The sequence below is a fragment of the Azospirillaceae bacterium genome, from assembly GCA_028283825.1.
Taxonomy (GTDB): Bacteria; Pseudomonadota; Alphaproteobacteria; order Azospirillales; family Azospirillaceae; genus Nitrospirillum.
On the sequence record JAPWJW010000001.1, the window covers coordinates 1,984,659 to 2,006,950 of the forward strand.

The 22,292-nt window shown below is 68.8% G+C and carries 20 protein-coding genes; 12 read left to right on the forward strand and 8 right to left on the reverse strand.

Features of this window, described 5'->3' with window-relative positions; all coding sequences use genetic code 11:
- Nucleotides 1–49 precede the first annotated feature (49 nt).
- The gene (locus PW843_07970) at nucleotides 50–1,345 is read left to right on the forward strand and encodes a bifunctional folylpolyglutamate synthase/dihydrofolate synthase (GenBank protein ID MDE1146546.1); all 1,296 of its coding nucleotides are present in this window, start codon (nucleotides 50–52) and stop codon (nucleotides 1,343–1,345) included.
- On the forward strand, nucleotides 1,339–2,277 hold the full coding sequence (locus PW843_07975; protein MDE1146547.1) for a LysR family transcriptional regulator: 939 nt from the start codon (nucleotides 1,339–1,341) through the stop codon (nucleotides 2,275–2,277). The genes PW843_07970 and PW843_07975 overlap by 7 nt, the downstream gene beginning before the upstream one ends.
- On the opposite strand, the gene PW843_07980 is transcribed toward PW843_07975, so the two are convergent.
- Nucleotides 2,263–3,183 carry a LysR family transcriptional regulator gene (locus PW843_07980; GenBank protein MDE1146548.1) on the reverse strand — a complete coding sequence of 307 codons (921 nt, stop codon included), beginning with the start codon at nucleotides 3,181–3,183 and terminating at the stop codon, nucleotides 2,263–2,265. The genes PW843_07975 and PW843_07980 overlap by 15 nt on opposite strands.
- A 98-nt stretch (nucleotides 3,184–3,281) precedes the next feature.
- Here PW843_07980 and PW843_07985 point away from each other — a divergent pair, with 98 nt between their 5' ends.
- On the forward strand, nucleotides 3,282–3,749 hold the full coding sequence (locus PW843_07985) for an ester cyclase (protein ID MDE1146549.1): 468 nt from the start codon (nucleotides 3,282–3,284) through the stop codon (nucleotides 3,747–3,749).
- A complete protein-coding gene (locus tag PW843_07990; GenBank protein MDE1146550.1) occupies nucleotides 3,746–4,669 on the forward strand; it encodes an NADP-dependent oxidoreductase in 924 nt (307 codons plus the stop codon). Before PW843_07985 ends, PW843_07990 begins: the two co-directional genes overlap by 4 nt.
- A gap of 180 nt (nucleotides 4,670–4,849) precedes the next feature.
- On the opposite strand, the gene PW843_07995 is transcribed toward PW843_07990, so the two are convergent.
- The 6 genes from PW843_07995 to PW843_08020 all read right to left on the reverse strand — a co-directional run bounded on the left by PW843_07995 (nucleotide 4,850) and on the right by PW843_08020 (nucleotide 13,817).
- Nucleotides 4,850–5,938 (reverse strand): ATP-binding protein, encoded by a 1,089-nt coding sequence (locus PW843_07995; protein MDE1146551.1) that lies wholly within the window; start codon nucleotides 5,936–5,938, stop codon nucleotides 4,850–4,852.
- Between the two features lie 16 nt (nucleotides 5,939–5,954).
- Nucleotides 5,955–6,647 carry a response regulator gene (locus PW843_08000; protein ID MDE1146552.1) on the reverse strand — a complete coding sequence of 231 codons (693 nt, stop codon included), beginning with the start codon at nucleotides 6,645–6,647 and terminating at the stop codon, nucleotides 5,955–5,957.
- 16 nt (nucleotides 6,648–6,663) lie between these two features.
- Nucleotides 6,664–8,094, reverse strand: coding sequence for an efflux transporter outer membrane subunit (locus PW843_08005; protein MDE1146553.1), 1,431 nt, complete (start codon nucleotides 8,092–8,094; stop codon nucleotides 6,664–6,666).
- On the reverse strand, nucleotides 8,094–11,243 hold the full coding sequence (locus PW843_08010; protein ID MDE1146554.1) for an efflux RND transporter permease subunit: 3,150 nt from the start codon (nucleotides 11,241–11,243) through the stop codon (nucleotides 8,094–8,096). Before PW843_08010 ends, PW843_08005 begins: the two co-directional genes overlap by 1 nt.
- A gap of 6 nt (nucleotides 11,244–11,249) precedes the next feature.
- Entirely contained in the window at nucleotides 11,250–12,449 is a 1,200-nt protein-coding gene (locus PW843_08015) for an efflux RND transporter periplasmic adaptor subunit (GenBank protein MDE1146555.1), read from the reverse strand.
- Between the two features lie 195 nt (nucleotides 12,450–12,644).
- Nucleotides 12,645–13,817 (reverse strand): MFS transporter, encoded by a 1,173-nt coding sequence (locus PW843_08020; GenBank protein ID MDE1146556.1) that lies wholly within the window; start codon nucleotides 13,815–13,817, stop codon nucleotides 12,645–12,647.
- A 227-nt stretch (nucleotides 13,818–14,044) separates the two neighbouring features.
- Between PW843_08020 and PW843_08025 the strand changes: the two genes are divergently transcribed.
- Genes PW843_08025 through PW843_08035 form a run of 3 tightly spaced genes read left to right on the forward strand, consistent with a single transcriptional unit; the run spans nucleotide 14,045 to nucleotide 16,650 of the window.
- Nucleotides 14,045–14,770 (forward strand): SDR family oxidoreductase, encoded by a 726-nt coding sequence (locus PW843_08025; protein ID MDE1146557.1) that lies wholly within the window; start codon nucleotides 14,045–14,047, stop codon nucleotides 14,768–14,770.
- Between the two features lie 38 nt (nucleotides 14,771–14,808).
- Complete coding sequence (locus PW843_08030; protein MDE1146558.1) at nucleotides 14,809–15,600, forward strand: SDR family NAD(P)-dependent oxidoreductase; 792 nt, start codon at nucleotides 14,809–14,811, stop codon at nucleotides 15,598–15,600.
- Nucleotides 15,601–15,633: 33 nt separating this feature from the next.
- Entirely contained in the window at nucleotides 15,634–16,650 is a 1,017-nt protein-coding gene (locus PW843_08035; GenBank protein ID MDE1146559.1) for an alpha/beta fold hydrolase, read from the forward strand.
- On the opposite strand, the gene PW843_08040 is transcribed toward PW843_08035, so the two are convergent.
- The gene (locus PW843_08040) at nucleotides 16,651–16,995 is read right to left on the reverse strand and encodes a hypothetical protein (GenBank protein MDE1146560.1); all 345 of its coding nucleotides are present in this window, start codon (nucleotides 16,993–16,995) and stop codon (nucleotides 16,651–16,653) included.
- A 367-nt stretch (nucleotides 16,996–17,362) separates the two neighbouring features.
- Between PW843_08040 and PW843_08045 the strand changes: the two genes are divergently transcribed.
- From PW843_08045 to PW843_08065, 5 genes are all read left to right on the forward strand, one after another.
- A complete protein-coding gene (locus PW843_08045; protein ID MDE1146561.1) occupies nucleotides 17,363–18,523 on the forward strand; it encodes an MFS transporter in 1,161 nt (386 codons plus the stop codon).
- A 154-nt stretch (nucleotides 18,524–18,677) separates the two neighbouring features.
- The gene (locus PW843_08050) at nucleotides 18,678–19,676 is read left to right on the forward strand and encodes a cysteine synthase A (GenBank protein ID MDE1146562.1); all 999 of its coding nucleotides are present in this window, start codon (nucleotides 18,678–18,680) and stop codon (nucleotides 19,674–19,676) included.
- 14 nt (nucleotides 19,677–19,690) lie between these two features.
- Nucleotides 19,691–20,542, forward strand: coding sequence for a 3-mercaptopyruvate sulfurtransferase (sseA, locus tag PW843_08055; GenBank protein MDE1146563.1), 852 nt, complete (start codon nucleotides 19,691–19,693; stop codon nucleotides 20,540–20,542).
- Nucleotides 20,539–21,168: a GNAT family N-acetyltransferase gene (locus PW843_08060; protein ID MDE1146564.1), complete on the forward strand. Its 630-nt coding sequence runs from the start codon at nucleotides 20,539–20,541 to the stop codon at nucleotides 21,166–21,168. Before sseA ends, PW843_08060 begins: the two co-directional genes overlap by 4 nt.
- Entirely contained in the window at nucleotides 21,165–22,292 is a 1,128-nt protein-coding gene (locus PW843_08065) for an FUSC family protein (protein MDE1146565.1), read from the forward strand. Before PW843_08060 ends, PW843_08065 begins: the two co-directional genes overlap by 4 nt.

The window sequence follows — 22,292 nt, forward strand, 5'->3', positions numbered from 1 at the left end:
GGCTGCGTTATGACATCCCATCGCAGCCGCCACGGATCCGTTCCACGCCATGCACCTGCCCCACCACCCCGACGCCTCCGCGCCCGTCATCGTGGAGATCGATCCGGAACAGACCCTGGTCCGCATGGGGCGGCTGCTGGAGCGGCTGGGCCGGCCGCAGGACCGCCTGCCCCCCGTGGTGCACGTCGCCGGCACCAACGGCAAGGGCAGCACCATCGCCTTCCTGCGCGCCATGCTGGAGGCGGCGGGGCACAAGGTCCACGTCTACACCAGCCCCCACCTGGTGCGCTTCAATGAGCGCATCCGGCTGACGGGCCGCCTGATCGGCGACCAGGAACTGCTGGCGTTGATGGAACGCTGCCAGGCCATCAACGGCGACGATCCCCTGGGTGGGTTTGAGCTGACCACCGCCGCGGCATTGACCGCCTTCGCCGAACAGCCGGCCGATGTGGTGCTGCTGGAAACCGGCCTGGGCGGCCGGACGGACGCCACCAACGTGGTGGACCGCCCCGCCGTCACCGCCATCACCCGCATCTCCTTCGACCATATGCAGCATCTGGGCGGCACGCTGGCTCAGATCGCGGCGGAGAAGGCCGGCATCTTCAAGCCCGGCTGCCCGGTCGTGCTGGGCCCCCAGGCGGACGCCGCCGTCCTGGCCGTGCTGCGCGACCGCGCAGCGGCCGTGGGCGCCCCCCTGGCGCCGGACTGGCAGATCAGCCGCCGGGCGGGCGGCTTCCGTTTCGACAGCGCGGCGCGCGGCGTGGACCTGCCGCCGCCGGTCCTGCCCGGCCTGCACCAACTGGCCAACGCCGGCACCGCCATCGCCTGCCTGGCCCACCTGCCCCTGGCGGCGCCGGATGAGGCGGTGGCGCGCGGCCTGCTGACGGCCGACTGGCCCGCCCGGCTGCAGCACCTGACCCAGGGCCGCCTGCCCCGCTACCTGCCGCCCACCTGGCAGCTGTGGCTGGACGGCGGGCATAACGACAGCGCCGGCCAGGTGCTGGCGGCCCAGGCCGCCGCCTGGCGCCAGGCGGACGGCAAGCCGCTGGACCTGGTGGTGGGCATGGTGGCGGACAAGCGGCCAGTGGATTTCCTGCGCCCCCTGGCCCCCTTCGTCCGCCGCCTGATGGCCGTGACCATCCCGGGCACGGACGAACGCACCCTGGACGCCAATGCCATCGCCGCCGCCGCCACGGCCGCCGGCGTGGCGCAGGTGGAGGTGGCGGGCGGCATCGCTGACGCCCTGGCCCGCCTGGGCGCCCAGACCTTCCCGCCCGCCCGCGCCCTGATCTGCGGATCGCTATACCTGGCGGGGGCGGCCCTGTCGGAAAACGGCGCATGCTGATCGAGAACCTGACCGACATCACCATCTTCATCCGCGTGGTCGCCACCGGCAGCCTGTCGGCCGCGGCACGGGAGCTGGACCTGTCGCTGGCGGTGGTGTCCAAGCGCCTGGCACGGCTGGAGGAACGGCTGGGCGTGCGCCTGGCCAACCGCACCACCCGCCGCTTCAGCCTGACGGACGAAGGGGCGGAGTTCCATGAGCGCTGCGTGCGCATCGTGGCGGATCTGGAGGAGGCGCAGGACCATGTCGCCAGCCGGCGGCGCACCGCCACCGGCCTGCTGCGCGTCACCGCCACCGCCGCCTTCGCCCGCCGCCACATCGCGCCGCGCCTGCACCGTTTCCACACCCAGTATCCGGACGTGCGGGTGCACGTGCAGGTCAGCGATACGGTGGTGGATCTGGTGGAGGCCGGCATCGACATCGCCATCCGCCAGGCGGCCCTGCCCGACAGCAGCCTGATGGTGCGCTGGCTGGCGCCCAACCACCGCGTGCCCTGCGCCACGCCTGACTACCTGGCCCAAAATGGGGAGCCGGCGACGCCGCCGGATCTGCTGCGCCACCGCTGCATCGTGCTGGGCGACCCGCCGATGAGCACCTGGCGCTTTCACTGCCGCGAGGCCGACAACGACCCGGTGGCGGTGGAAATCCAGCCGGTGATCCTGACCAACGATGGCGAGGTCGGGCACATGGCGGCCCTGGCCGGGGCCGGCATCGTGCTGAAGTCCATCTGGGACGTGGCCGACGACCTGGCGGCCGGGCGCCTGCGGGCCGTGCTGTCCAAATACTTCTCACCCGCGCCGGCCATCCAGGCGGTCTATCCCGCCGGCCGCCACACCGCCGCCAAGCTGCGCGCCTTCCTGGATTTCCTGGCGGCGGAACTGAAGGCCGACCCCAGCTGGCCCCTGGCCCAGCCGCCCTTACCCCGGGGTTGATATCTCCGCCCCCAGGGCAGCGATGCGGTCGCGCAGCCAGCGCTGGGCGGGATGGGCGTCGTTGCGCCGGTGCCAGGACAGGGCGAAGGGCACCGCCGGCAGGTCCAGCGGCGGCGGCAGGATCGTGAGGTCCGCCGCATGGCCCGACGCCCGCACCACCCCGCCCATCAACGTCGCCACCATGTCCGACCGCGCCACCAGCAGCGGGGCCGCGTACATGTGCGGCAGGGTCAGGGCCAGCCGGCGGCGCAAGCCGCGCTTGGCCAGGGCCGCGTCCACCACGCCGAAGCGGTCGCCCTCGGGCGAGACCAGCAGGTGCGACAAGCCCAGGAAGGCGTCCAGGTCCCAGGGCGCCGATACCGCCGGATGATCCCGGCGCAACACGCAGACGAAACGTTCCTGGAACAGCGGCCGGCCGAGGATGCGGCCCGCGGGCGTCGGCGGCACGCCGATGGTCATGTCGGCCGCCCCGCCGTCCAGCAGGCCGATGGCCTCATCCCGGGCGTTGAAGGTGCGGATGCGCACGCTGATGCCGGGCGCCTGGTCCCGCAGCAGGGCCACCAGGCGGGGCAGCAGGACAAAGGCCGCATGGTCCGACAGGCCCAGGGTGAAGGCCACGGTGGAGGTGCCGGCGTCGAAATCCTGGGTGTAGTCCAAGGTGCGCTGGATGGCAGCCAGCGCGTGGCCCAGCGGCTCCGCCAAATCCAGGGCGCGCGGGGTGGGTTGCAGGCCGTGCGGGGACCGCACGAACAAATCATCCTTCAGCAGGGCGCGCAGGCGGGCCAACGCGGCGCTCATCGCCGGCTGCGTCCGGCCGATGCGGATGCCGGCGCGGGTCACGCTGCGTTCCGCCATCAGGGCGTCAAACGCCACCAGCAGGTTCAGGTCGATGCCATGTAAATCCATGTGGTGGATAATCATGGATATCCCATATTGATTTCAAGCATGGCCTGAGGCTGGCTACGCTTCGCCCTGACATCAACATCAGTGCGGAGACATCCCCCATGCGGGACCATGATCAACCCCCGGAAATCCTGGGCATCCCGGCGGCGGACGCGGCCGCCGTGACGGCGCTGTACCGCGCCTTCAACACGGGCGACACCGTCCTGCTGGACAAGGTCCTGGCCCCGGACTGGCAGGACATCCCCCTGGCGCCGCACCAGCAACCGGGCCGCGACGGGCTGAAGCCCCTGATCAATGAGTTCCGCGCCGCCTTCCCCGACATGCGCATCCAGGTGCTGGAGATCATCGGCGTGCCCGGCCGGGCCGCCATCCGCGCCGTCATCACCGGCACCCACACGGGCGCCTGGTTCGGCGTGGCCCCCACGGGAAAGCCGTTCCGCATCCCCATCCACGAATTCCACCACCTTCAGAACGGCACGGTCACCCACACCTGGCATCTGGAGGATTGGTTCGGCTGGCTGTTCCAGGTGGGTGCCTGGCCGGCCGTCAAACAGGAGATCACCCCATGAAGGCCTTTCAGCTTCCCGGCTATAACCTCGCCCCGGCCTGGGCCGACATCCCGGAGCCGGTGGCCGGCCCGGGTGAGGTGCTGGTGCGCATCAAGGCCGCCGCCCTGAACCCGCTGGACCTGAAGCTCCAGACCGGCGCCATGCAGGCCTATTTCCCCCTGGCCTTCCCCTACACCCAGGCGTCGGACTTCAGCGGCACGGTGGAACAGGTGGGTGCCGGCGTCGGCCAATGGCGGGTGGGCGACCAGGTGGTCGGCCGTACCCCGCCGCCCCAGGGCGGCGCGCTGGCCAGCCTCATCGCCGTGTCGGCCGACCTGCTGGCGCCGGCGCCCAAGTCGTTACCGTTGGTTGAGGCCGCCGGCATCCCCACCGCCGCCGCCACCGCCTGGCAGGCACTGTTCGAGGTGGCGGACCTGAAGCCGGGGCAGACCGTGCTGGTGCATGCCAGCGCCGGCGGCGTGGGCAGCTTCGCCGTGCAGTTCGCCCGGGCCCGGGGCGCCCGCGTCATCGCCACCGCCTCGGGCACCGGCCTGGACATGGTGCGCGCCCTGGGCGCCGACCAGGTGATCGATCACCGGTCGGAGGATTTCGCCGCCCGCGTGACCGACGTCGACGTGGTGCTGGACACCATCGGCGGTGAGACGCAACAGCGGTCCTTCGCCGTGCTGCGCCAGAGCGGCATCCTGGTGGCGGCGGCGTCACCGCCCAATGAAGCCCTGGCCAAGGCCCACAACGTCCGGGCCGCCTTCGTCTTCCTGACCCTGGACGGCGCCCGCCTGGCCCCGCTGGTCGCCATGGTGGATGACCAGCCGCTGACGGTGCTGATTGACCGGGTCGTGCCGTCGGCCGACGTGGAGCAGGCCTTCCAGCACCTGGCCAGCGGCCGGGCCAAGGGCAAGATCATCGTTACGATATCGTAATATTATAGACACGCCAGCGGCATGAGGCTTCGGCTCATGCGGTGTAGGCCGCGACTGCGGCCGCCGGAGCTTTCCGGGGAGCGATAGCGGATCGGAAAGCGAGGACAAGGCAAGGGCCCGGATGGGCCCGCCCGCCGATTGAGGGGGCGGTTGATCGGTCACGATCAACCGCCACAAGTATCAGGCTCGCGGCAGGATGATCTCAAAGGCAACGCCGGTGGGTTTCACCGGCTCGGTCTTGACGTCGCCGCCGTGGGCGCGGGCGATGGCCTGGACCACGGCCAGGCCCAGGCCGGTGCCGCCGCTGATGCGGGCGCGGGATTCGTCCGCCCGCCAGAAGGGGTCGAAGACGTAGGGTTCCATGCCCGGCGGCAGGCCCGGCCCCTGGTCGGCCACACGCAACAGCACATGGTCGCCCACGGCCCGCGTCTCCACCCGCACACGGCCGGGGGAGGCATAGCGGCGGGCGTTTTCCAGCAGGGCCAGCAGGGCCTGGCGCACGCGGGCGCCATCGGCCACCACCAGGACGGGGGCCAACGCCGTATCGATGGCCAGGCCGGCGGCGGCGCAGGTGGGCCCCACCATGGCCACCACGGCCGCGGCCTCCACCGCCACGTCCACCTGTTCGCGCCGCAGATCCAGCCGGCCGCTTTGCGCCAGGGTCAACAGCTTCAGGTCATCGACGATGCGGGTCAGCAAATCCACCTGCCCCACCAGGCCCCGGAAGGCCGCCATGTCGGGCTGGAAGACGCCGTCGGCATAACCCTGCAAACGCCCGCGCAGGATGGTCAGCGGCGTGCGCAGTTCATGGGCGATGGCCACATTCCAGGTGCGCATCTCAATGGCCGCGCGCTCCAGCTGGGCCGCCATGGCGTTGAAGTCCTGGACCAGCTGCTTGGTTTCCTGGAAGGAATTGCCGTCCACCCGCGCCCGGGCCGTCAGGTCGCCACCGGCGATGCGCTGGGCCGCCCCCGCCACCGCGTCCAGCGGCGTGATCAGCCGGCGGGCGAAATTCACGGCCGCCCGGGCCGCCATGGCGACACCGACCATGCCCAGCGCCGCCGTGACCGTCCAATCCAGCACATGCTGCCAGATTTCCGGCGGATGGTGGGTCAGTTCGGGCCACAGCCGGAACATCACGGTGAAGAAGATGGTCAGGCCCGTGGTCATGAAGACCAGGGCCAGGCCGGTCACCGCCGCCATGGAATGCACCAGCTGACGGTTCAGGCCCGTCGCCCGCGTCCAGCCCACCATGTCCCTCAATGCCATGCGACGTCCCTTAAGATCAAACCCCCGGGCCCAGGCGATAGCCCACGCCCCGGACCCCTTCCATGAACCCGCCGACCCCGGCGGCCTGCAATTTACGCCGGATGTTGCTGGCGTGGCTGTCGATGGTGCGTTCCAGCGTGTCGCTTTCCGGCAGGCAGGCGTCGATCAGTTCCGCCCGCGTGAAGGCGCGCGTGGGCGCCCGCATCATGTGGGCCAGCATGCGGAATTCCGTCAGCGTCAGGTCCAGGCGCTGCCGCCCCGCATCATTCGCCACCACCGCCATGTGGGCGGTGAGGTCCAGTTCCAGCGGGCCCAGGCGCAGCAGGGTCTGGCCCTCGGTCGATCGCGTGCGGCGCAGCACCGCCTTTACCCGCGCCACCACCTCCAGCGGGTTGAAGGGCTTGACGATATAGTCGTCGGCGCCGATGCGCAGGGCCTGCAGCTTGTCCAGATCCTCGCTCAGCGCCGTGACCATGATGACGGGGGTGTCGCCGCGCCGGCGCAGTTCGGCCAGCACCTCATACCCGTCCACCTTGGGCATCTTCACGTCCAGGATGACCAGGTCGGGCGGCAGGGCACGGTGCAGGTCCAGCGCCACCTGGCCGTTGATGGCCGTGACGGTGCGCAGCCCCTCCCGCTCCAGATAGCCTTGCAGGATGCTGGCGATCTCCGGCTCGTCCTCCGCGATCAGCACCAATGCGTCCGTCATGACCGTTCCCTCGCCCCTACTTTATACCACCGCCCAGCACCTGATAGAGCGTGACGAGATTGCTGGCGTCCGTCAGTTGGACCGACACCAGGGTCTGCTGGGCGGAATACAAGGTCCGCTGGCTGTCCAGCGCGTTCAGGAAGGTGTTGCTGCCCTGCTTGTACAGGGCCAGCGCCAGGTCGTAGCTGGTCTGCGCGCTTTTCACCGTGGCCTGCTGGGCGTCCAGCTGTTCGGCGATGGTGCCGCGGCGAGCCAGGGCGTTGGCCACCTCTTCAAACGCCGTCTGGATGGCCTTCTCATAGCTGGCCACGGCCGACTGCTGTTGCGCCTTGGCATAGTCCAAATTGCCCTGGTTGGCGCCGGCATCGAAGATGGGCACGCTGGCCGACGGCGTGAAGCTGAACGCCTGGGAATGGGCGTCGAACAGGTTGCCGAAGGCCGAACTGGCGTAGCCCGCCGCCGCCGTCAGGCTGACGGTGGGGAAGAAGGCGGCGCGGGCGGCACCGATGCTGGCGTTGGCCGATTTCAGCGTATGTTCGGCCGACAGCACGTCCGGCCGGTTCAGCAGCACGTCGGAACTGATGCCGGCCGGCAGGGCCGCCAGGGTGAAGGTGTGCCCCTCGATCCCGTCCGGCAGATGCGCCGGGTCCACCGGGCCGCCGGTCAGGATCTCCAGCGCGTTCAGGTCCTGCGCCACCAGGGTGGTGTAGTTGGCCACATCCGCGCGGGCGGTCTGGAAGGTGGTCTCCGCCTCCGCCACCGTCAGGCGCGTGTCCACGCCGATGGACAGGCGCTTGCGCGTCAGGTCCAGCGTCTTTTGCGCGCTGTCCATCGTCGCTTGCGCGATGCGCAGCAGGCTTTTGTCGGACGCGTAGGTGATGTAGGCGGTCGCGACCTCGGAGATCAGGGTGATGCGGGTGGCCCGCGCCGTCTCCTCCTGCGCCAGATAGGTTTCCAGTTCCGCCCGGGTCAGGCTGGCGACGCGGCCGAACAGGTCGAGTTCGAACGCGCTGATGCCGATGTTGGCGGCCAGGGTTTTGCTTTCCACCCGGCTGGCGGCGGCACCCGTGCGGGTGTAGCCGCCCTCGCCATTGGCGGACAGGGTCGGCAATTGCGCCGCCTGCTGCACATGGTAGGTCGCCTTGGCGGCCAGCACGTTCTGGATGGCGACGCGCAGGTCACGGTTGTTGTCCAGCGACTGGCCGACCACGGCCCGCAAGCCGTCATCGACGAAGAAGTCCTGCCACCCCGTCTCCGCCACCGGCTTGGCGGCATCGGCCGCAGGCTTGGCATAGGCCGCCCCTTGCGGGAAGGTGGCCGGCACGGGTGCGGCCGGCCGCTGGTAATCGGGATCGAAGGAAATGCAGCCGGACAGCAGGCCCAGGGCCGCCGCACCGGCGGCCAGGCGCAGGGCCAGGCGGGCGCGTTTCATATCAGGCCGCGACATCACGCGCCCTCCACAGGGGATTCGGGTTGGGGGGCGTTGCCGTGCTTGGCCGCGAGATCGCCGCCGAACAGCTTGCGCACCAGGACGTAGAACAGCGGCACCAGGAAGATGGCCAGGACGGTGGCCGAGATGACGCCGCCGACGACGCCGGTGCCGATGTCGTTCTGGCTGCCGGCGCCGGCACCGGTGGCGACGGCCAGCGGAACGACGCCCGCCACGAAGGCCAGCGAGGTCATCAGGATGGGGCGCAGGCGCAGCTTGGCCGCCTCGATCGCCGCCTCCACCGTGGGCATGCCCCGCTTTTCGGCGGCCTCGGCGAATTCCACGATCAGGATGGCGTTCTTGGCGGACAGGCCGATGGTGGTCAGCAAACCCACCTGGAAATAGATGTCGTTGGACAGCCCGCGCAGGGTGGCGGCCGCGACCGCCCCCAGCACGCCCAGCGGAATGACCAGCATGACCGACACCGGGATGGACCAGCTTTCATACAGGGCGGCCAGGCAAAGGAAGACCACCAGGATGGAGATGCCGTACAGCATGGGCGCCTGCCCGCTGGACAGCCGTTCCTGATAGGACAGGCCGGTCCATTCGAAGCTGTTGCCGGCCGGCAGCTGGCCCACCAGCTTTTCCATGGTGTTCATGGCGTCGCCGGAACTGGTGTCGCCGGCGGCGCCGCCCTGGATTTCCACGGCGGCCAGGCCGTTGTAGCGCTGCAACTGGGGCGAGCCCATTTCCCAGCGCGACTGGGCGAAGGCGGTGAACGGCGCCATCGTGCCGCTGGTACCCCGCACGTACCAGGCCGACAGGTCCTCCGGCGCGGAACGGTAGGGCATGTCGCCCTGCAAGTAGACGCGCTTCACGCGGCCACGGTCGATGAAGTCGTTGACGTAGGTGCTGCCCCAGGCGTCGGTCAGCGTGGCGGTGACGTCGCTGACCGACAGGCCCAGCGCCTGGGCCTTGGCCTGGTCGATGTCGATCTTCAGCTGGGGGGTGTCGTCCAGGCCGTTGGGGCGGACGGCTTGCAGGGTCGGGTCCTTGGCGGCCAGGCCCAGCAACTGGTTACGGGCGGCCATCAGGCCAGCGTGGCCCTGGGTGCCGTTATCCTGCAACCACATGTCGAAGCCGTTGGACTGGCCCAGCCCCTGGATGGACGGGGGGATCAGCGCGAAGACCTGGGCGTCGCGGACGGCCGACAGGTTTTTCATGGCGCGGGCGGCGATGGCCTGGGCCCGCTTTTCCACGCCGGGCCGATCACTCCAATCCTTCAGCGCCAGGAAGGCCATGCCCGCGTTCTGGCCGGAGCCGGCGAAGCTGAAGCCCGCCACCGTGAACACGGCCTTCACCGTGTCCTTCTCCTCCTCCATGAAATACTTCTCAAGGGTGCGGGCCACCTGGTCGGTGCGGGCGTAGGTCGCCCCCACCGGCAGGGTGTACTGCACCATGACCGATCCCTGGTCCTCATCGGGCAGGAAGCTGGTGGGCAGGCGCACGAATAGCAGCGCCATGGCGCCGACGATGACGGCATAGGCCAGCATGAAGATCACCGGTCGGCCGATCAGGCCCACCAGGCGGCGGGCATAGCTTTCCTGCCCACGGTCGAAGTTGCGGTTGAACCAGCCGGCCAGGCCCTTGGTATGCTCATGCCCGTTGGCCTTCAGCAGGCTGGCGCACAGGGCCGGCGACAGGGTCAGCGCCACCACCACCGACAGGGCCATGGCCGAGACGATGGTGATGGAGAACTGGCGGTAGATGACGCCCACCGACCCGCCGAAGAAGGCCATGGGCAGGAACACCGCCGACAGCACCATGGCGATGCCCACCAGGGCGCCGGTGATCTCCCCCATCGATTTGGCGGTGGCGTCGCGGGCCGACAGCTTTTCCTCGCGCATGATGCGCTCGACGTTTTCCACCACGACGATGGCGTCGTCCACCAGCAGGCCGATGGCCAGCACCATGGCGAACAGGGTCAGGGTGTTGATGGAATATCCCGCCGCCGCCAGCACGCCGAAGGTACCCAGCAGCACCACCGGGACGGCGATGGCGGGGATCAGCACGGCGCGCCAGCTTTGCAGGAAGACGAACATCACGATGACCACCAGGATGATGGCCTCGATCAGCGTCTTGATGACCTCATGGATGGACAGCTTCACGAAGTCGGTGCTGTCGCGCGGATAGGCGATCTTGTAGCCGGTGGGGAAGCTCTTGGACATGGCCTGCACCTTGGCCTTCACCAGGGCCGCCGCCTTCATGGCGTTGGCGCCCGAAGCCAGCTGCAAGGCGATGCCCGAGGCCGGATGCCCGTTCAGGCGGGTGCTGACGCTGTAATCCTCGTCCCCCAGCTCCACCCGCGCCACGTCGCTGACCCGCACGGTGGACCCGTCGGTCAGCGTCTTGACGACGATGTTGCGGAACTGGTCGGGCGTCTGCAGCCGCGACATGGCGGTGACGGTGGCGTTCAGCTGCTGTGTGGCGGCGGAGGGCCGCGCGCCGATCTCACCCGCCGTGACCTGAGTGTTCTGTTCCTCGATCGCGGTGGCAACGTCGGACGGCATCAGGGCGTAGCTGTGCAGCTTGTGCGGATCCAGCCAGATGCGCATGGCGTATTCGGCGCCGAACACCCGGGTGGTGCCGATGCCGTTGATGCGGCTCAACGGGTCCTGAAGGTTGCTGACCAGCCAGTCCGACACGTCGGCGCTGCTGCTCTTGTCCGTCTCGTCATAGATGGCGACGACCATCAGGAAGTCGGTCTGCGCCTTGGCGACGGTGACGCCCTGCTGCTGCACCTCGGTCGGCAGGCGGCTGTTGGCCTGCGAGACCTTGTTCTGCACCTGCACCTGGGCCGTGTCGGGGTCGGTGCCCTGCTCGAACGTGACGCTGATGCTGGCGCTGCCGCTGGAACTGCTGGAGGAGTTGAAATACAGCAGGTGATCCAGGCCGGTCAGCTGTTGTTCCAGCACCTGGACGACGCTGCTTTCAACCGCTTCGGCCGAGGCGCCGGGGTATGTGGCGCTGATGGAAACGGACGGCGGCGCGATGTCGGGATATTGCGACACGGGCAGCGTGTTGATCGCCAGGATGCCGGCCAGCATGATGACGATGGCGATGACCCACGCGAAGATGGGCCGGTCGATGAAATAGCGTGCGAACATGGGCCGTTACTTCCCGCCGTTGTTGGTGGCGGGGGCGGCCGGTGCCGCGGCCGTGGCATCCACCGGCGTCACGGTCTGGCCGGCCTTCACCTTCTGCAGGCCATCCACGATCAGGCGGTCGCCGTCGTTCAGGCCCTTGGTGACCAGCCACTTGTCACCGACGGTGCGGTCCACCGTCAGGTCGCGCTGTTCCACCTTGTTCTGCGCGTCCAGCACCAGGGCGATGGGCTCACTCTTGGCGTTGCGGGACACGCCCTGCTGCGGCGCCAGGATGGCGGTGGGCAGCACGCCCTCCTCCACCGTGGTGCGCACGTACATGCCGGGCAGCAGCATTTCCTGCGGGTTGGGGAACTGGGCGCGCAGGGTGACCGCACCGCTGTCCTCATCCACCGACACCTCGGCGAACTTCAGCGTGCCGGGCGTGGCGTAGTCGGACCCGTCCTCCAGCGTCAGGCCGACCTGGGCGCTGGCGGCGTTCAGGCCGCCGGCCTGGCGCTGGCGCTTCAGCTTGGTGGCCTCGACGCTGGCCTGGGTGATGTCGACGTAGATGGGGTCCAGCTGGGTGATGGTGGCCAGTGTGGTGGTCTGGTCGGCCGTGACCAGCGCGCCCTCGGTGATGGAGGACCGGCCGATGCGGCCGGAAATGGGGGCGGTGATCCGGGTGTAATCCAGGTTCACCTTGGCGGCCTTCAGGGCGCCCTTGTCGGTGATGATGGTGGCCAGGCCCTGCTGGTAGGCGGCCTTGGCATCATCGTAATCCTGGCGGCTGACGCCCTCGATCTTCACCAGTTCGGCGTAGCGGTCGGCCTTGGCCTTCAGGGTGATCAGGTCGGCCTCGGCATTGGCCAGCGTGCCCTGCGCCTGCTCGTACGCCGCCTCATAGGGGGCGGGGTCGATCTGGTACAGCACCTGGCCCGCCTTCACCATGCTGCCTTCCTCGAACAGGCGCTGCTTGATGATGCCGGTCACCTGGGGCAGCACGGCCGAGACGCGATAGGCGGTGGTGCGGCCGGCCAGTTCGGTGCGCAGCGGCACGGCCTGCGCGTGCAGGGTGACGATGCCCACCTTCTGCGGCGGCGGTGGCGCCTGCTCCTGCTTCTTCTCGCAGGCGGCCAGGGCCAGCAGACCCAGCACGGCGGCGCTGGAACGGGACAGGGCCCGGCGGGGCGGCAGGGTCAGCGGCAGGGTGGTCAATCGCTTCAACATCTCGGTCGTCATCCTGACGGTTTCCGGGCCCCGCTTCCCCCTGCGCCCCCAATGGGCGCGCAGGGAAAAATAGAGAGGGAGCCGATGATTCCGAGATGGGTTACCGGAGATTTGTTGAGAAAGTGTGGAGAAGCGATCCACGGCGCGTGATTACCCCGTCCGGGGGAACAGGGTTGCCATGCAGGTCGGGAGGGGTTAGCAGGCCGCCGCCACCTTCAGGCCGGCCGCCCGCCGGTCCTGCATCCAGCCGGCCACGGCCAGCAACAGGCCGCCAAGGGCCACGGCCGCACCGGCCAGGGCCACCACCTCATACCCCAGGCCGCCATCGATCACCATGCCGCCCAGGAAGGCGCCGCCGGCGTTGCCCAGGTTGAAGGCGGCGATGTTGAGGGAGGCCGCCAGGCTGGGCGCGTCGCCCGCCTTTTCCAGCACCCGCATCTGCAGCGGCGGCACGGTGGCGAAGGCGGCGATGCCCCAGACGAACAGGGTGGCGACGGCCGCGATGGGGTTGTGCATGGTGACGGCGAAGCCGGCCATGATCAGGCCCAGCGCCGCCAGGACGCCGACCAGCGTTGGCATCAGGGCCCGGTCGGCCAGGCGGCCGCCCAGGATGTTGCCCAGGGTCAGACCCAGGCCGAACACCAGCAGGGCGGAGGTGACGGCGGTGGGCGACAGGCCGGCGGCATGTTCCAGGATGGGGGTGATGTAGGTAAAGACGGCGAAGACGCCGCCGAAGCCCAGCACGGTGGTGCCCAGCGCCACCAGCACCGCCGGCCGCTTCAGCACCGCGATCTCATCCCCCAGGCTGCCCTGTTCCGTCGTCGCCACCGGCGGCACCAAGGCGGCAACGGCGGCGGCGGCCACCAGGCCCAGGCCGGCCACGGCCCAGAAGGTGGCCCGCCAGCCGAAATGCTGGCCGATCAGGGTGCCCAGCGGCACGCCCAGGATGTTGGCCAGGGTCAGGCCGGTGAACATCAGCGCGATGGCGCTGGCCCGCCGTTCCGCCGGCACCAGACTGGCCGCCACCACCGATCCGATGCCGAAGAACGACCCGTGGGTGAAGGAGGCGACGATACGCGCCACCATCAGCACGGTATAGTTGCCGGCCACCGCCGCCAGGCCGTTGCCCAGGATGAACAGGCCCATCAGGGCGATCAGCAAGGTCTTGCGCGGCACGCGGCCGGTGGTGGCGGTCAGCAGGGGGGCCCCCACCACCACGCCCAGGGCGTAGCCGGTGATCAGCATGCCCGCCATGGGGATGGACACGCCCAGGTCCAGGGCGACGTCGGGCAGCAGGCCCATGATGACGAATTCGGTGGTGCCGATGGCAAAGGCTGCGGCCGCCAAAGCGAACAGGGGAAGTGGCATGATGACTACTCCGGGCGATGCCTTCCGCCTGGGCCCGATATAGGGGCTGGCGGGATTGGTTCATGCCACCAATCTTGTTGTTTCCGCACGCGCGAAAAAGCGGCCTGTCGCAGACACACTCTTCACGATTTGGAAAGAGTACCTTGGCATCAGCAGCCATTCTTCGCGACCCCGCCGAATGCTAAACCGAAGCCCATGATCGCGCTTGGTAAAAAGGACGCCCGGAAATGTTCGACCTGACTGACAAGCATGTGCTGGTGATCGGCGGCACCTCGGGCATCGGCCTGGCCACCGCCCAGGCGGCCGCCACGCTGGGCGCCCGGGTCACGGTGGCCTCGCGCAACGCCGACCGTGTCGTGGCGGTGGCGGCGGACATTGGCCGGGGTACGGAAGGCCGGCCGCTGGACATCCTGGACGACGGCGCCGTCGCCGCCTTCTTCCAGGCGGGCCGCACCTATGACCATATCGTGGTGTCCGCCGCCCGCACCAGCCGGGGCCCGGTGGCGGAGATGCCGCTGGCCGACGCCTACGCCTCATTGAACTCAAAGTTCTGGGGCGCGTATCGCGTGGCCCGCGCCGCCGCAATGGCCGACGCCATCAACCCCGGCGGGTCGCTGACCCTGGTCTCGGGCTATCTCGCCATCCGGCCCAAGAAGGGGGCGGCGCTGCAGGCGGCCATCAACGCCGCACTGGAGGCGCTGGCCAAGGGCCTGGCGCTGGAACTGGCGCCGGTGCGGGTCAACGCCGTCTCCCCCGGCTTCGTCGACACGCCCCTGTGGGGCGACGCCCCGGCGGAGGAGAAGGCCGCCCGCCTGGCGGCCGTGGCCAAGGGCCTGCCCGCCGGTCTGGCCGGCCAGGGCGACCACATCGCGACGCAGATCATCGCCGGCATGGTGAACCCCTACCTCAGCGGCAGCGTCACCTATGTCGACGGCGGCGGCGCCCTGGTCTGAGCCCGCCATCAATTCCCATAAATCAGGAGAAAACCATCATGAAAATCGACGTCAGCGGCCAGACGGCCATCGTCACCGGCTCCACCGCCGGCATCGGCTTCGGCATCGCGCTGGGCCTGGCCCAAGCGGGGGCCGCCGTGGTGCTGAACGGCCGCAGCCAGGCCACCGTCACGGCGGCGGTGGCCAAGCTCAGCGACCTGGTGCCGGGCGCCGACATCCGCGGCGTCCCCGCCGACCTCAGCACGGCGGAAGGCTGCGCCACCCTGGTGGCGGTGGTGCCCGACGCAGACATCCTGGTCAACAACACCGGCATCTTCGAGCCCAAGGGCTTCTTCGACATCCCGGATGAGGACTGGACCCGCTTCTTCGATGTCAACGTCATGTCCGGCGTGCGCCTGTCCCGCGCCTACCTCAAGGGCATGCTGGAGCGCAACCGCGGCCGCATCATCTTCATCGCCTCGGAATCCGGCCTGAACATCCCGGTGGAGATGATCCACTACGGCTTCAGCAAGACGGCCCAGCTGGCGGTGTCGCGCGGCCTGGCCAAGCTGACCCAAGGGACCAACGTCACGGTCAACGCCGTCCTGCCCGGCCCCACCCTGTCGGACGGGGTGGAGACGATGCTGAAGGACGCCATCACCGAGGGCAAGACGGCCGAGGAAGCGGGGGCGGAGTTCGTGAAGGCCCACCGCCCGACCTCGCTGATCCAGCGCCTGGCCCGGGTGGAGGAGGTGGCGAACATGGTGGTCTACGCCTGTTCCCCCCTGGCATCCGCCACCAATGGTGCCGCCCTGCGCGTCGACGGCGGCGTGGTGGACTTCATCGCCTGACCTGTCGACGTTGAGAGAAGGGCCATCCCGACCATGCGCTTGATGACCACCGCCGCCCTGTTGTCCACCCTGGTGCTGACACCCCTGGCGACGAAAGCCGCCACCGTCCCGCCGGCGGCGGTGGAACCCATCGGCATCGCGCTGGAGGGATGGCCCTATCCCTTCCCGGTCGGCTATTACGAGTTCACGGTGGAGGGCCAGGTCCTGCGCCAGGCCTATATGGACGTGGCCCCCACCGGGAAACCCAACGGCCGCGTGGCCCTGCTGCTGCATGGCCGCAATTTCCCGGCCAGCTATTGGGAAAAAACCATCCGCGCCTTCGCCGCCGACGGCTATCGCGTCATCGCCACCGACCAGATCGGCTTCGGCAAGTCGTCCAAGCCCGACCTGCCCTACAGTTTCGATTTCTTCGCCGCCAACACCGCCGCCCTGCTGGACAGCCTGGGCGTCAAACAGATTGACTTGGTGGGCCATTCCATCGGCGGCATGCTGGCCGCCCGCTTCACCCGCACGTATCCGGAGCGGGTGCGCCGCCTGGTGCTGGAAGCACCCATCGGGCTGGAGGATTACCGCATGACGGTGCCGCCGGTGACCGACGCCTTCCTCTATGATCGCGAGTACGGCCTGACGGCCGACGCCTACCGCGACTTCCTGAAGAACAGCTATTCCATCTCCGTGCCCGTGGCGGAGATCGAGCCCTTCGTGACCATCCGCGAACGGCAAAAGGCCAGCGGCGAATATCCGCGCTGGGTGAAGTCCTTCATCAAGTCCTACCAGATGATCCACGACCAGCCGGTGGTGCACGAATACCCACTGATCAAAACACCCACCCTGTTCATCATGGGATCGGCCGACCACAACGCGCCCGGCAAACCCTACACCACCAAGGAACTGGGTGCCGGCATGGGCCGCAACGCCGATAACGCCAAGGCCATCGCCGCATCCATGCCGGACGCGCAGGTGGTGGTGTTCGACGGCGTCGGCCATTTGCCGCATTTCGAGCGGCCGGACGATTTCAACCAGGCGGCGCTGGGTTTCTTCGACCGCTGATCACAGATCGTCGTAGATATTGCCCTCGCCCTTTTGCGGGGCCGGCGCCTGCCGGGCCTTTTCCGCCTGCTGGCGCGCCTCCGCCCGCACGGCGGCCAGCGGCCGGTCATCGACCAGCGCGTCATCGACATCCGGGCCCGGATCGCTTTCAGGCTTCACGCCGGCGTTGCGCAGCCATTCCCCGCACCAGTCGGTGGACATGGTGGTGGGGAAGACGCCGGCCGGCGCGCGGTCCGTCACCACCGGCGGATAGCGCCGGCACTGCCCCTTGGGGCCCCGTTCGCGCACGCCGCCGCCCAGCCAATGGCGGCAGGTATAGCAAATATCGGAACGGCGGACGGCCATGGGTTCAGGCTTTCGGGCTGCGGGACCGCCCACTTTATATCATGGCCCGACGGGCGGGGCGCAAATGCCATCTGCCCTTTGCCGGACGCGACCCGATTTCAGCATGCGCCGCAATCGCTTGCGAATAAAACGCAACAATATTGTTCTGGAAAACTTCGCCAAACAAATGAGACAGTGTCCCTGGCATTATCAAACAGAATTGGGAATGGAAAATACGATCTATGGCTGCATGGCTTCGCGAAGAATGCAGCCAAACGTATCCGCTTGATTTTCAATTCACCCGATTTTTCCGACCCATTATCCGGCAGATGACGACAATACAATGAAAGCCACATCCGCAAGCGCCAATCCACGCAAGCCGGGAATTGTGCATTTGGCCCTGGCCATGGGCGGCTTCGCCATCGGCACGACCGAATTCGCGACCATGAGCCTGCTGCCGTTCATGGCGCGGGATCTGCACGTCAGCGAACCCGTGGCCAGCAACGTCATCAGCGCCTATGCCCTAGGGGTGGTGGTCGGGGCCCCGGTTTTCGCCGTCCTGTTCGCACGCATGGCGCGACGGTCCCTGCTGGTTCTTCTGATGCTGTTGTTCGGCGCCGCCAATCTGCTGTCGGCGTTCGCCTCGAATTACGAAACCATGATGCTTTTCCGTTTTCTGAGCGGCCTGCCCCATGGCGCCTATTTCGGAATCGCGGCGCTGGTCGCCTCGTCGGTGGTGCCGCCCAACAAGCGGACCGCCGCCGTCGGGCGCGTGATGCTGGGCCTGACGGTGGCCACGGTGGTAGGCGTGCCGCTGGCCAATGTGCTGGGGCAACTTGCCGGATGGCGCTGGGGTTTCGGCATCGTGGCGCTTCTGGCCTGGACGACCGTCCTGCTGGTCTTCCGCTTCGCGCCCTATGAGGACGCGCGGGCGGACGCCAGTTCCCGGCGGGAGCTTGGCGCCCTCAAGCAGCCCCAGGTCTGGCTCACCCTGGCGACCGGCGCCATCGGATTTGGCGGCGTCTTCGCCGTGTACACCTATCTCGCCTCCACCATCATCGAGGTCACCCATCAGTCCGCCGCCGCCATTCCCGCCGTTCTGATGATTTTCGGCATCGGGATGACGTGCGGGAATCTGGTGATGCCCCGGTTCGCGGATCGGGCCCTCAAGACGACGGTGACCGCCATGATCCTGATGATGGGCGCGATGCTGGCGCTGTACGCCCCCGCCGCGAAGAACATCGTCACGCTTTCGCTGGACATGTTCGGCCTGGGCTTCAGCGTATCCCTCGCCACCATGCTGCAAACCAGGCTGATGGATGTCGCCGGCGACGCCCAGGCGTTGGCCGCCGCCTTGAACCATTCGGCGTTCAACACGGCGAACGCCCTGGGGCCGTGGCTGGGCGGCATGGCCATCACCGCGGGATTCGGCTGGACTTCGACGGGCTGGGTTGGTGTCGCGCTGGCCGTGGGCGGCCTGGTGATCTGGGGGGCGTCCTGCCTGCACGCGTCACCGGGACGGCGACTGGCGGAAGATGCCCGCCCCTGACAACCGTTCCGGTCAGCCGCCGAACCGTCTTTCAGCCCGTCCATGCGCCCCCCGCGCTTGAAGGGGGCCTCAAGGCTCACTAGTCTTCAGTCCTCCCTTCGGGGCCGGTCGGGCGGGCTGGACCCGACCCTTGGCAAGATGGAAGACGACCTTGGTGGACATACGCGACGGTTTCATTGGAACGATCGGCAACACGCCCCTGATCCGGCTGGAAGCCGCCTCCAAGGCCACGGGCTGTGAGATTCTGGCCAAGGCGGAGTTCCTGAACCCCGGCGGGTCGGTCAAGGACCGCGCCGCCCTGGCCATCGTGCGCGACGCGGTGGAGCGGGGCGTGCTGAAGCCCGGCGGCACCATTGTCGAGGGCACGGCCGGCAACACCGGCATCGGCCTGGCGCTGGTGGGCAATGCCTGGGGCTTCAAGACCGTCATCGTCATGCCCGAGACGCAGAGCCAGGAAAAAAAGGACATGCTGCGCCTGATCGGCGCCGATTTGCGCCTGGTCTCCGCCGTGCCCTACAAGGACCCGGGCAACTACGTCCATGTCAGCCGCCGCATCGCGGAGGAACTGGCGGCGACGGAGCCGAACGGCGCCGTCTGGGCCAACCAGTTCGACAATCTGGCCAACCGTGAGGGCCACCGCGCCACCACCGGCGTGGAGATCTGGGAACAGACGGGCGGCAAGGTCGACGCCTTCACCTGTGCGGTGGGCACCGGCGGCACGCTGGCCGGCATCGCCCTGGCCCTGAAGGACCGCAACCCCAACGTCCGCATCGTCATGGCCGACCCGCTGGGCAGCGCGCTGTACAGCTGGAAGAAGACGGGGGAACTGGTCTCGACCGGTACCTCCATCACCGAGGGTATCGGCCAGGGCCGCGTCACCGCCAACCTGGTGGACGCCCCCATCGACGACGCCGTGCAGATCCCGGATGAAGAGGCGCTGCCCATCATCTTCGACCTGGTGAAAACCCAGGGCCTGGTGGTCGGCGGGTCCAGCGGCATCAACGTCGCCGCCGCCATCCGCGTGGCGCGCGACTTGGGGCCCGGCCACACCATCGTGACCGTACTCTGCGACTTCGGCACCCGCTATCAGTCCAAGCTGTTCAATCCGGAGTTCCTGAAGGAACGGAACCTGCCCAGCCCGGATTGGATGTGAGGAAGGATCAGATCATGACCGAGAGCGCGCTGGTCAGCACCGAATGGCTGGCCGATCACCTGGCCGACACCGACATTCGCGTGGTGGATGCCAGTTATCACATGCCCAACGTCGCCCGCGACGCGAAGGCGGAGTTCGCGGACCGGCACATCCCCGGCGCCGTCTTCTTCGAGATCGACGCCATCGCCGACAAGACCATCCCCCTGCCCCACATGCTGCCCACGGCGGAGGCGTTCGCCAAAGCCACGGCGGATCTGGGCATCGGCCGCGACAGCACGGTCGTCGTCTACGACGTCTATGACCTGTTCAGCGCCGCCCGGGTGTGGTGGACCTTCCGCACCTTCGGCCACGACAAGGTGTTCGTCCTGGATGGCGGTTTCCCCAAGTGGCTGGCCGAGGGTCGCCCGGTGGAATCCGGCCCCGCCCAGCCCAAGCCGGCGGGGGAGCCCATCGCCGCCCGCCTGAACCCGGCGCTGGTGCGCAGCGCCGACGCCGTGCGCGAGAACATCGACCGCAAGGTGGAGCAGGTGGTGGATGCCCGCAGCCAGGGCCGGTTCGAGGCGACGGCGCCCGAACCCCGCGCCGGCCTGCGCGGCGGCCACATCCCGGGCAGCCGCAACGTGCCCTTCACCGACCTGATCGCGGACGGCCGCCTGAGGCCCACGGACGAACTGGCCGCCCGCTTCCAGGATGCCGGCGTGGACGTGAACCGCCCGCTGGTCACCAGCTGCGGCAGCGGCCTGACCGCCGCCATCCTGGCCCTGGCGCTGCATGAGATCGGCCAGCCCGACGTGGCGGTCTATGACGGGTCGTGGACCGAGTGGGGCGGCCGGACCGACCTGCCCGTCGCCACCGGCCCGGCATGACCATGGCCCTTGAGCGCTGGGTCCTGCCCGACGACCTGCCGGCGGGCAAGCTGCCGGTCACCGTCACCTATCTTGAGATGCCGGAGCCGCCGGCCGGGCCGGAACGACCCCGGCCGGCCGGGGTCGACGGCCCGGTACACGCCCGCAACTGCCCGCCGGCCTACTACCGTTTCCTGTACGACACGGTGGGCGATCCCTGGCTGTGGGAATACCGCCGCCGCATGGCGCCGGAACGGCTGGCCGAAATCCTGGCCGATCCGGCGGTGGAGGTGCACGTCGTTTCCATCGAGGGCGTGCCCGCCGGCTATATCGAGCTGGACGCGGAAAAGCTGGCCCAGGACGGAACCATGGACGTGGCCTATTTCGGCCTGATGCCCTGGGCCATCGGCCACGGCATCGGCCCCTGGCTGCTGGACTGGGGCATCCGCCGCGCCTGGGCCCGGCCCGGCGCGCGACGCCTGACGGTGAACACCTGCACCTTCGACCACCCGTCGGCCCTGGGGCTGTACCGGAAGATGGGGTTCCGCCCGCTGCGGACGGAGGACAAGCTGGTGGACGACCCACGGCTGACCGGCCTGCTGCCCCTGACGGCGGCGGCGCATATTCCGCTCGCCCGCACACCATGACGCTGCCGGCCTTCCTGCGCGCGTCGGAATTGCGCCTGGCCTTCCGGGTCACGGTGGCGGGCACGGCGGCGCTGGCCACGGCCCGCGTCTTCCACCTGCCCCAGGGGTATTGGGCGGTGATCACCGCCATCATGGTGATGCAGGCCAGCATCGGCGGGTCGATGAAGGCCGCCATGGACCGTTTCGCCGGCACCCTGTCGGGGGCGGCCTGGGGGGCGGTGGTCGCCACCTTCGGCCGGCATGACAACACCGCCGACATCTGCCTGACCCTGGCCGCGGCCATCGCCCCGCTGGCCTGGGTGGCGGCGCGCAACCCCATGTACAAGCTGGCACCGGTCACGGCCATCATCGTGGTGCTGACCTCCGCTGGCAGCACCGAAAACTCGTTCATGCTGGCGCTGGACCGGGTGCTGGAAATCATCATCGGCAACGTCATCGGCCTGGCCGTGGCCCTGTTCGTGCTGCCGTCGCGCGCCCATGGCGTGGTGCTGACCGCCGCCGCCAAGGTGGTGGATTTGAGCGCCGACATGCTGGACACCCTGCTGGACCCCGACCTGACGGATGAAGGGCGCCAGGGCGTGCCCAAGCGCCACGCGCAGTTGTGGGGCGCCCTGCGCCCGCTGGAAACGGCGGCGGAAGAGGCCCAGCGGGAGCGCCGCACCTGGCTGGGCGACCAGTATGATCCGGCCCCCCTGGTGCGCACGCTGACCCGCCTGCGCCACGATCTGGTGATGGTCAGCCGCGCCACCGCCAACCGGGGGGCGGAGGGGACCGCCGGCAAACGCCTGGACCCGACACAAGCCGAGGTGCGGGTGCTAGGCGTGGAATTCCTGAAAGGCGTGGCGGCATCCCTGCGCAGCAAGACCGCCCCGCCGGATATCGAGCCGGTACGGGCGGCGACACGCGCCTATCTGGACATGGTCCAGACCCTACGGTCGGAAGGCGTGCTGCGCGAACTGCCGCGCGGCGTGACCGGGCAGATCTTCACCCTGTCCTTCGCGCTGGAGCAGATGGCCCAGGATCTGGGCGACCTGCATGCCCGGGTGGACGAGGTCAAGCCCGCCACCCGGCGGGAGGACAAGAAAGAAGAGGTCCTCCCCACGGAACCGAAGGCCAGCGCATAA

What these genes read in the sequence shown, in the direction of transcription:
- PW843_08065 (MDE1146565.1), top strand. Translation starts at nt 21,165, where the DNA reads ATGACGCTGCCGGCCTTCCTGCGCGCGTCGGAATTGCGCCTGGCCTTC.
- PW843_07980 (MDE1146548.1), bottom strand. Translation starts at nt 3,183, where the DNA reads ATGGATTTACATGGCATCGACCTGAACCTGCTGGTGGCGTTTGACGCC.
- PW843_08030 (MDE1146558.1), top strand. Translation starts at nt 14,809, where the DNA reads ATGAAAATCGACGTCAGCGGCCAGACGGCCATCGTCACCGGCTCCACC.
- PW843_07985 (MDE1146549.1), top strand. Translation starts at nt 3,282, where the DNA reads ATGCGGGACCATGATCAACCCCCGGAAATCCTGGGCATCCCGGCGGCG.
- PW843_08060 (MDE1146564.1), top strand. Translation starts at nt 20,539, where the DNA reads ATGACCATGGCCCTTGAGCGCTGGGTCCTGCCCGACGACCTGCCGGCG.
- PW843_08005 (MDE1146553.1), bottom strand. Translation starts at nt 8,094, where the DNA reads ATGTCGCGGCCTGATATGAAACGCGCCCGCCTGGCCCTGCGCCTGGCC.
- PW843_08035 (MDE1146559.1), top strand. Translation starts at nt 15,634, where the DNA reads ATGCGCTTGATGACCACCGCCGCCCTGTTGTCCACCCTGGTGCTGACA.
- PW843_07970 (MDE1146546.1), top strand. Translation starts at nt 50, where the DNA reads ATGCACCTGCCCCACCACCCCGACGCCTCCGCGCCCGTCATCGTGGAG.
- PW843_08025 (MDE1146557.1), top strand. Translation starts at nt 14,045, where the DNA reads ATGTTCGACCTGACTGACAAGCATGTGCTGGTGATCGGCGGCACCTCG.
- PW843_08000 (MDE1146552.1), bottom strand. Translation starts at nt 6,647, where the DNA reads ATGACGGACGCATTGGTGCTGATCGCGGAGGACGAGCCGGAGATCGCC.
- PW843_08015 (MDE1146555.1), bottom strand. Translation starts at nt 12,449, where the DNA reads ATGTTGAAGCGATTGACCACCCTGCCGCTGACCCTGCCGCCCCGCCGG.
- PW843_07995 (MDE1146551.1), bottom strand. Translation starts at nt 5,938, where the DNA reads ATGGCATTGAGGGACATGGTGGGCTGGACGCGGGCGACGGGCCTGAAC.
- PW843_08020 (MDE1146556.1), bottom strand. Translation starts at nt 13,817, where the DNA reads ATGCCACTTCCCCTGTTCGCTTTGGCGGCCGCAGCCTTTGCCATCGGC.
- PW843_08040 (MDE1146560.1), bottom strand. Translation starts at nt 16,995, where the DNA reads ATGGCCGTCCGCCGTTCCGATATTTGCTATACCTGCCGCCATTGGCTG.
- sseA (MDE1146563.1), top strand. Translation starts at nt 19,691, where the DNA reads ATGACCGAGAGCGCGCTGGTCAGCACCGAATGGCTGGCCGATCACCTG.
- PW843_07975 (MDE1146547.1), top strand. Translation starts at nt 1,339, where the DNA reads ATGCTGATCGAGAACCTGACCGACATCACCATCTTCATCCGCGTGGTC.
- PW843_08010 (MDE1146554.1), bottom strand. Translation starts at nt 11,243, where the DNA reads ATGTTCGCACGCTATTTCATCGACCGGCCCATCTTCGCGTGGGTCATC.
- PW843_07990 (MDE1146550.1), top strand. Translation starts at nt 3,746, where the DNA reads ATGAAGGCCTTTCAGCTTCCCGGCTATAACCTCGCCCCGGCCTGGGCC.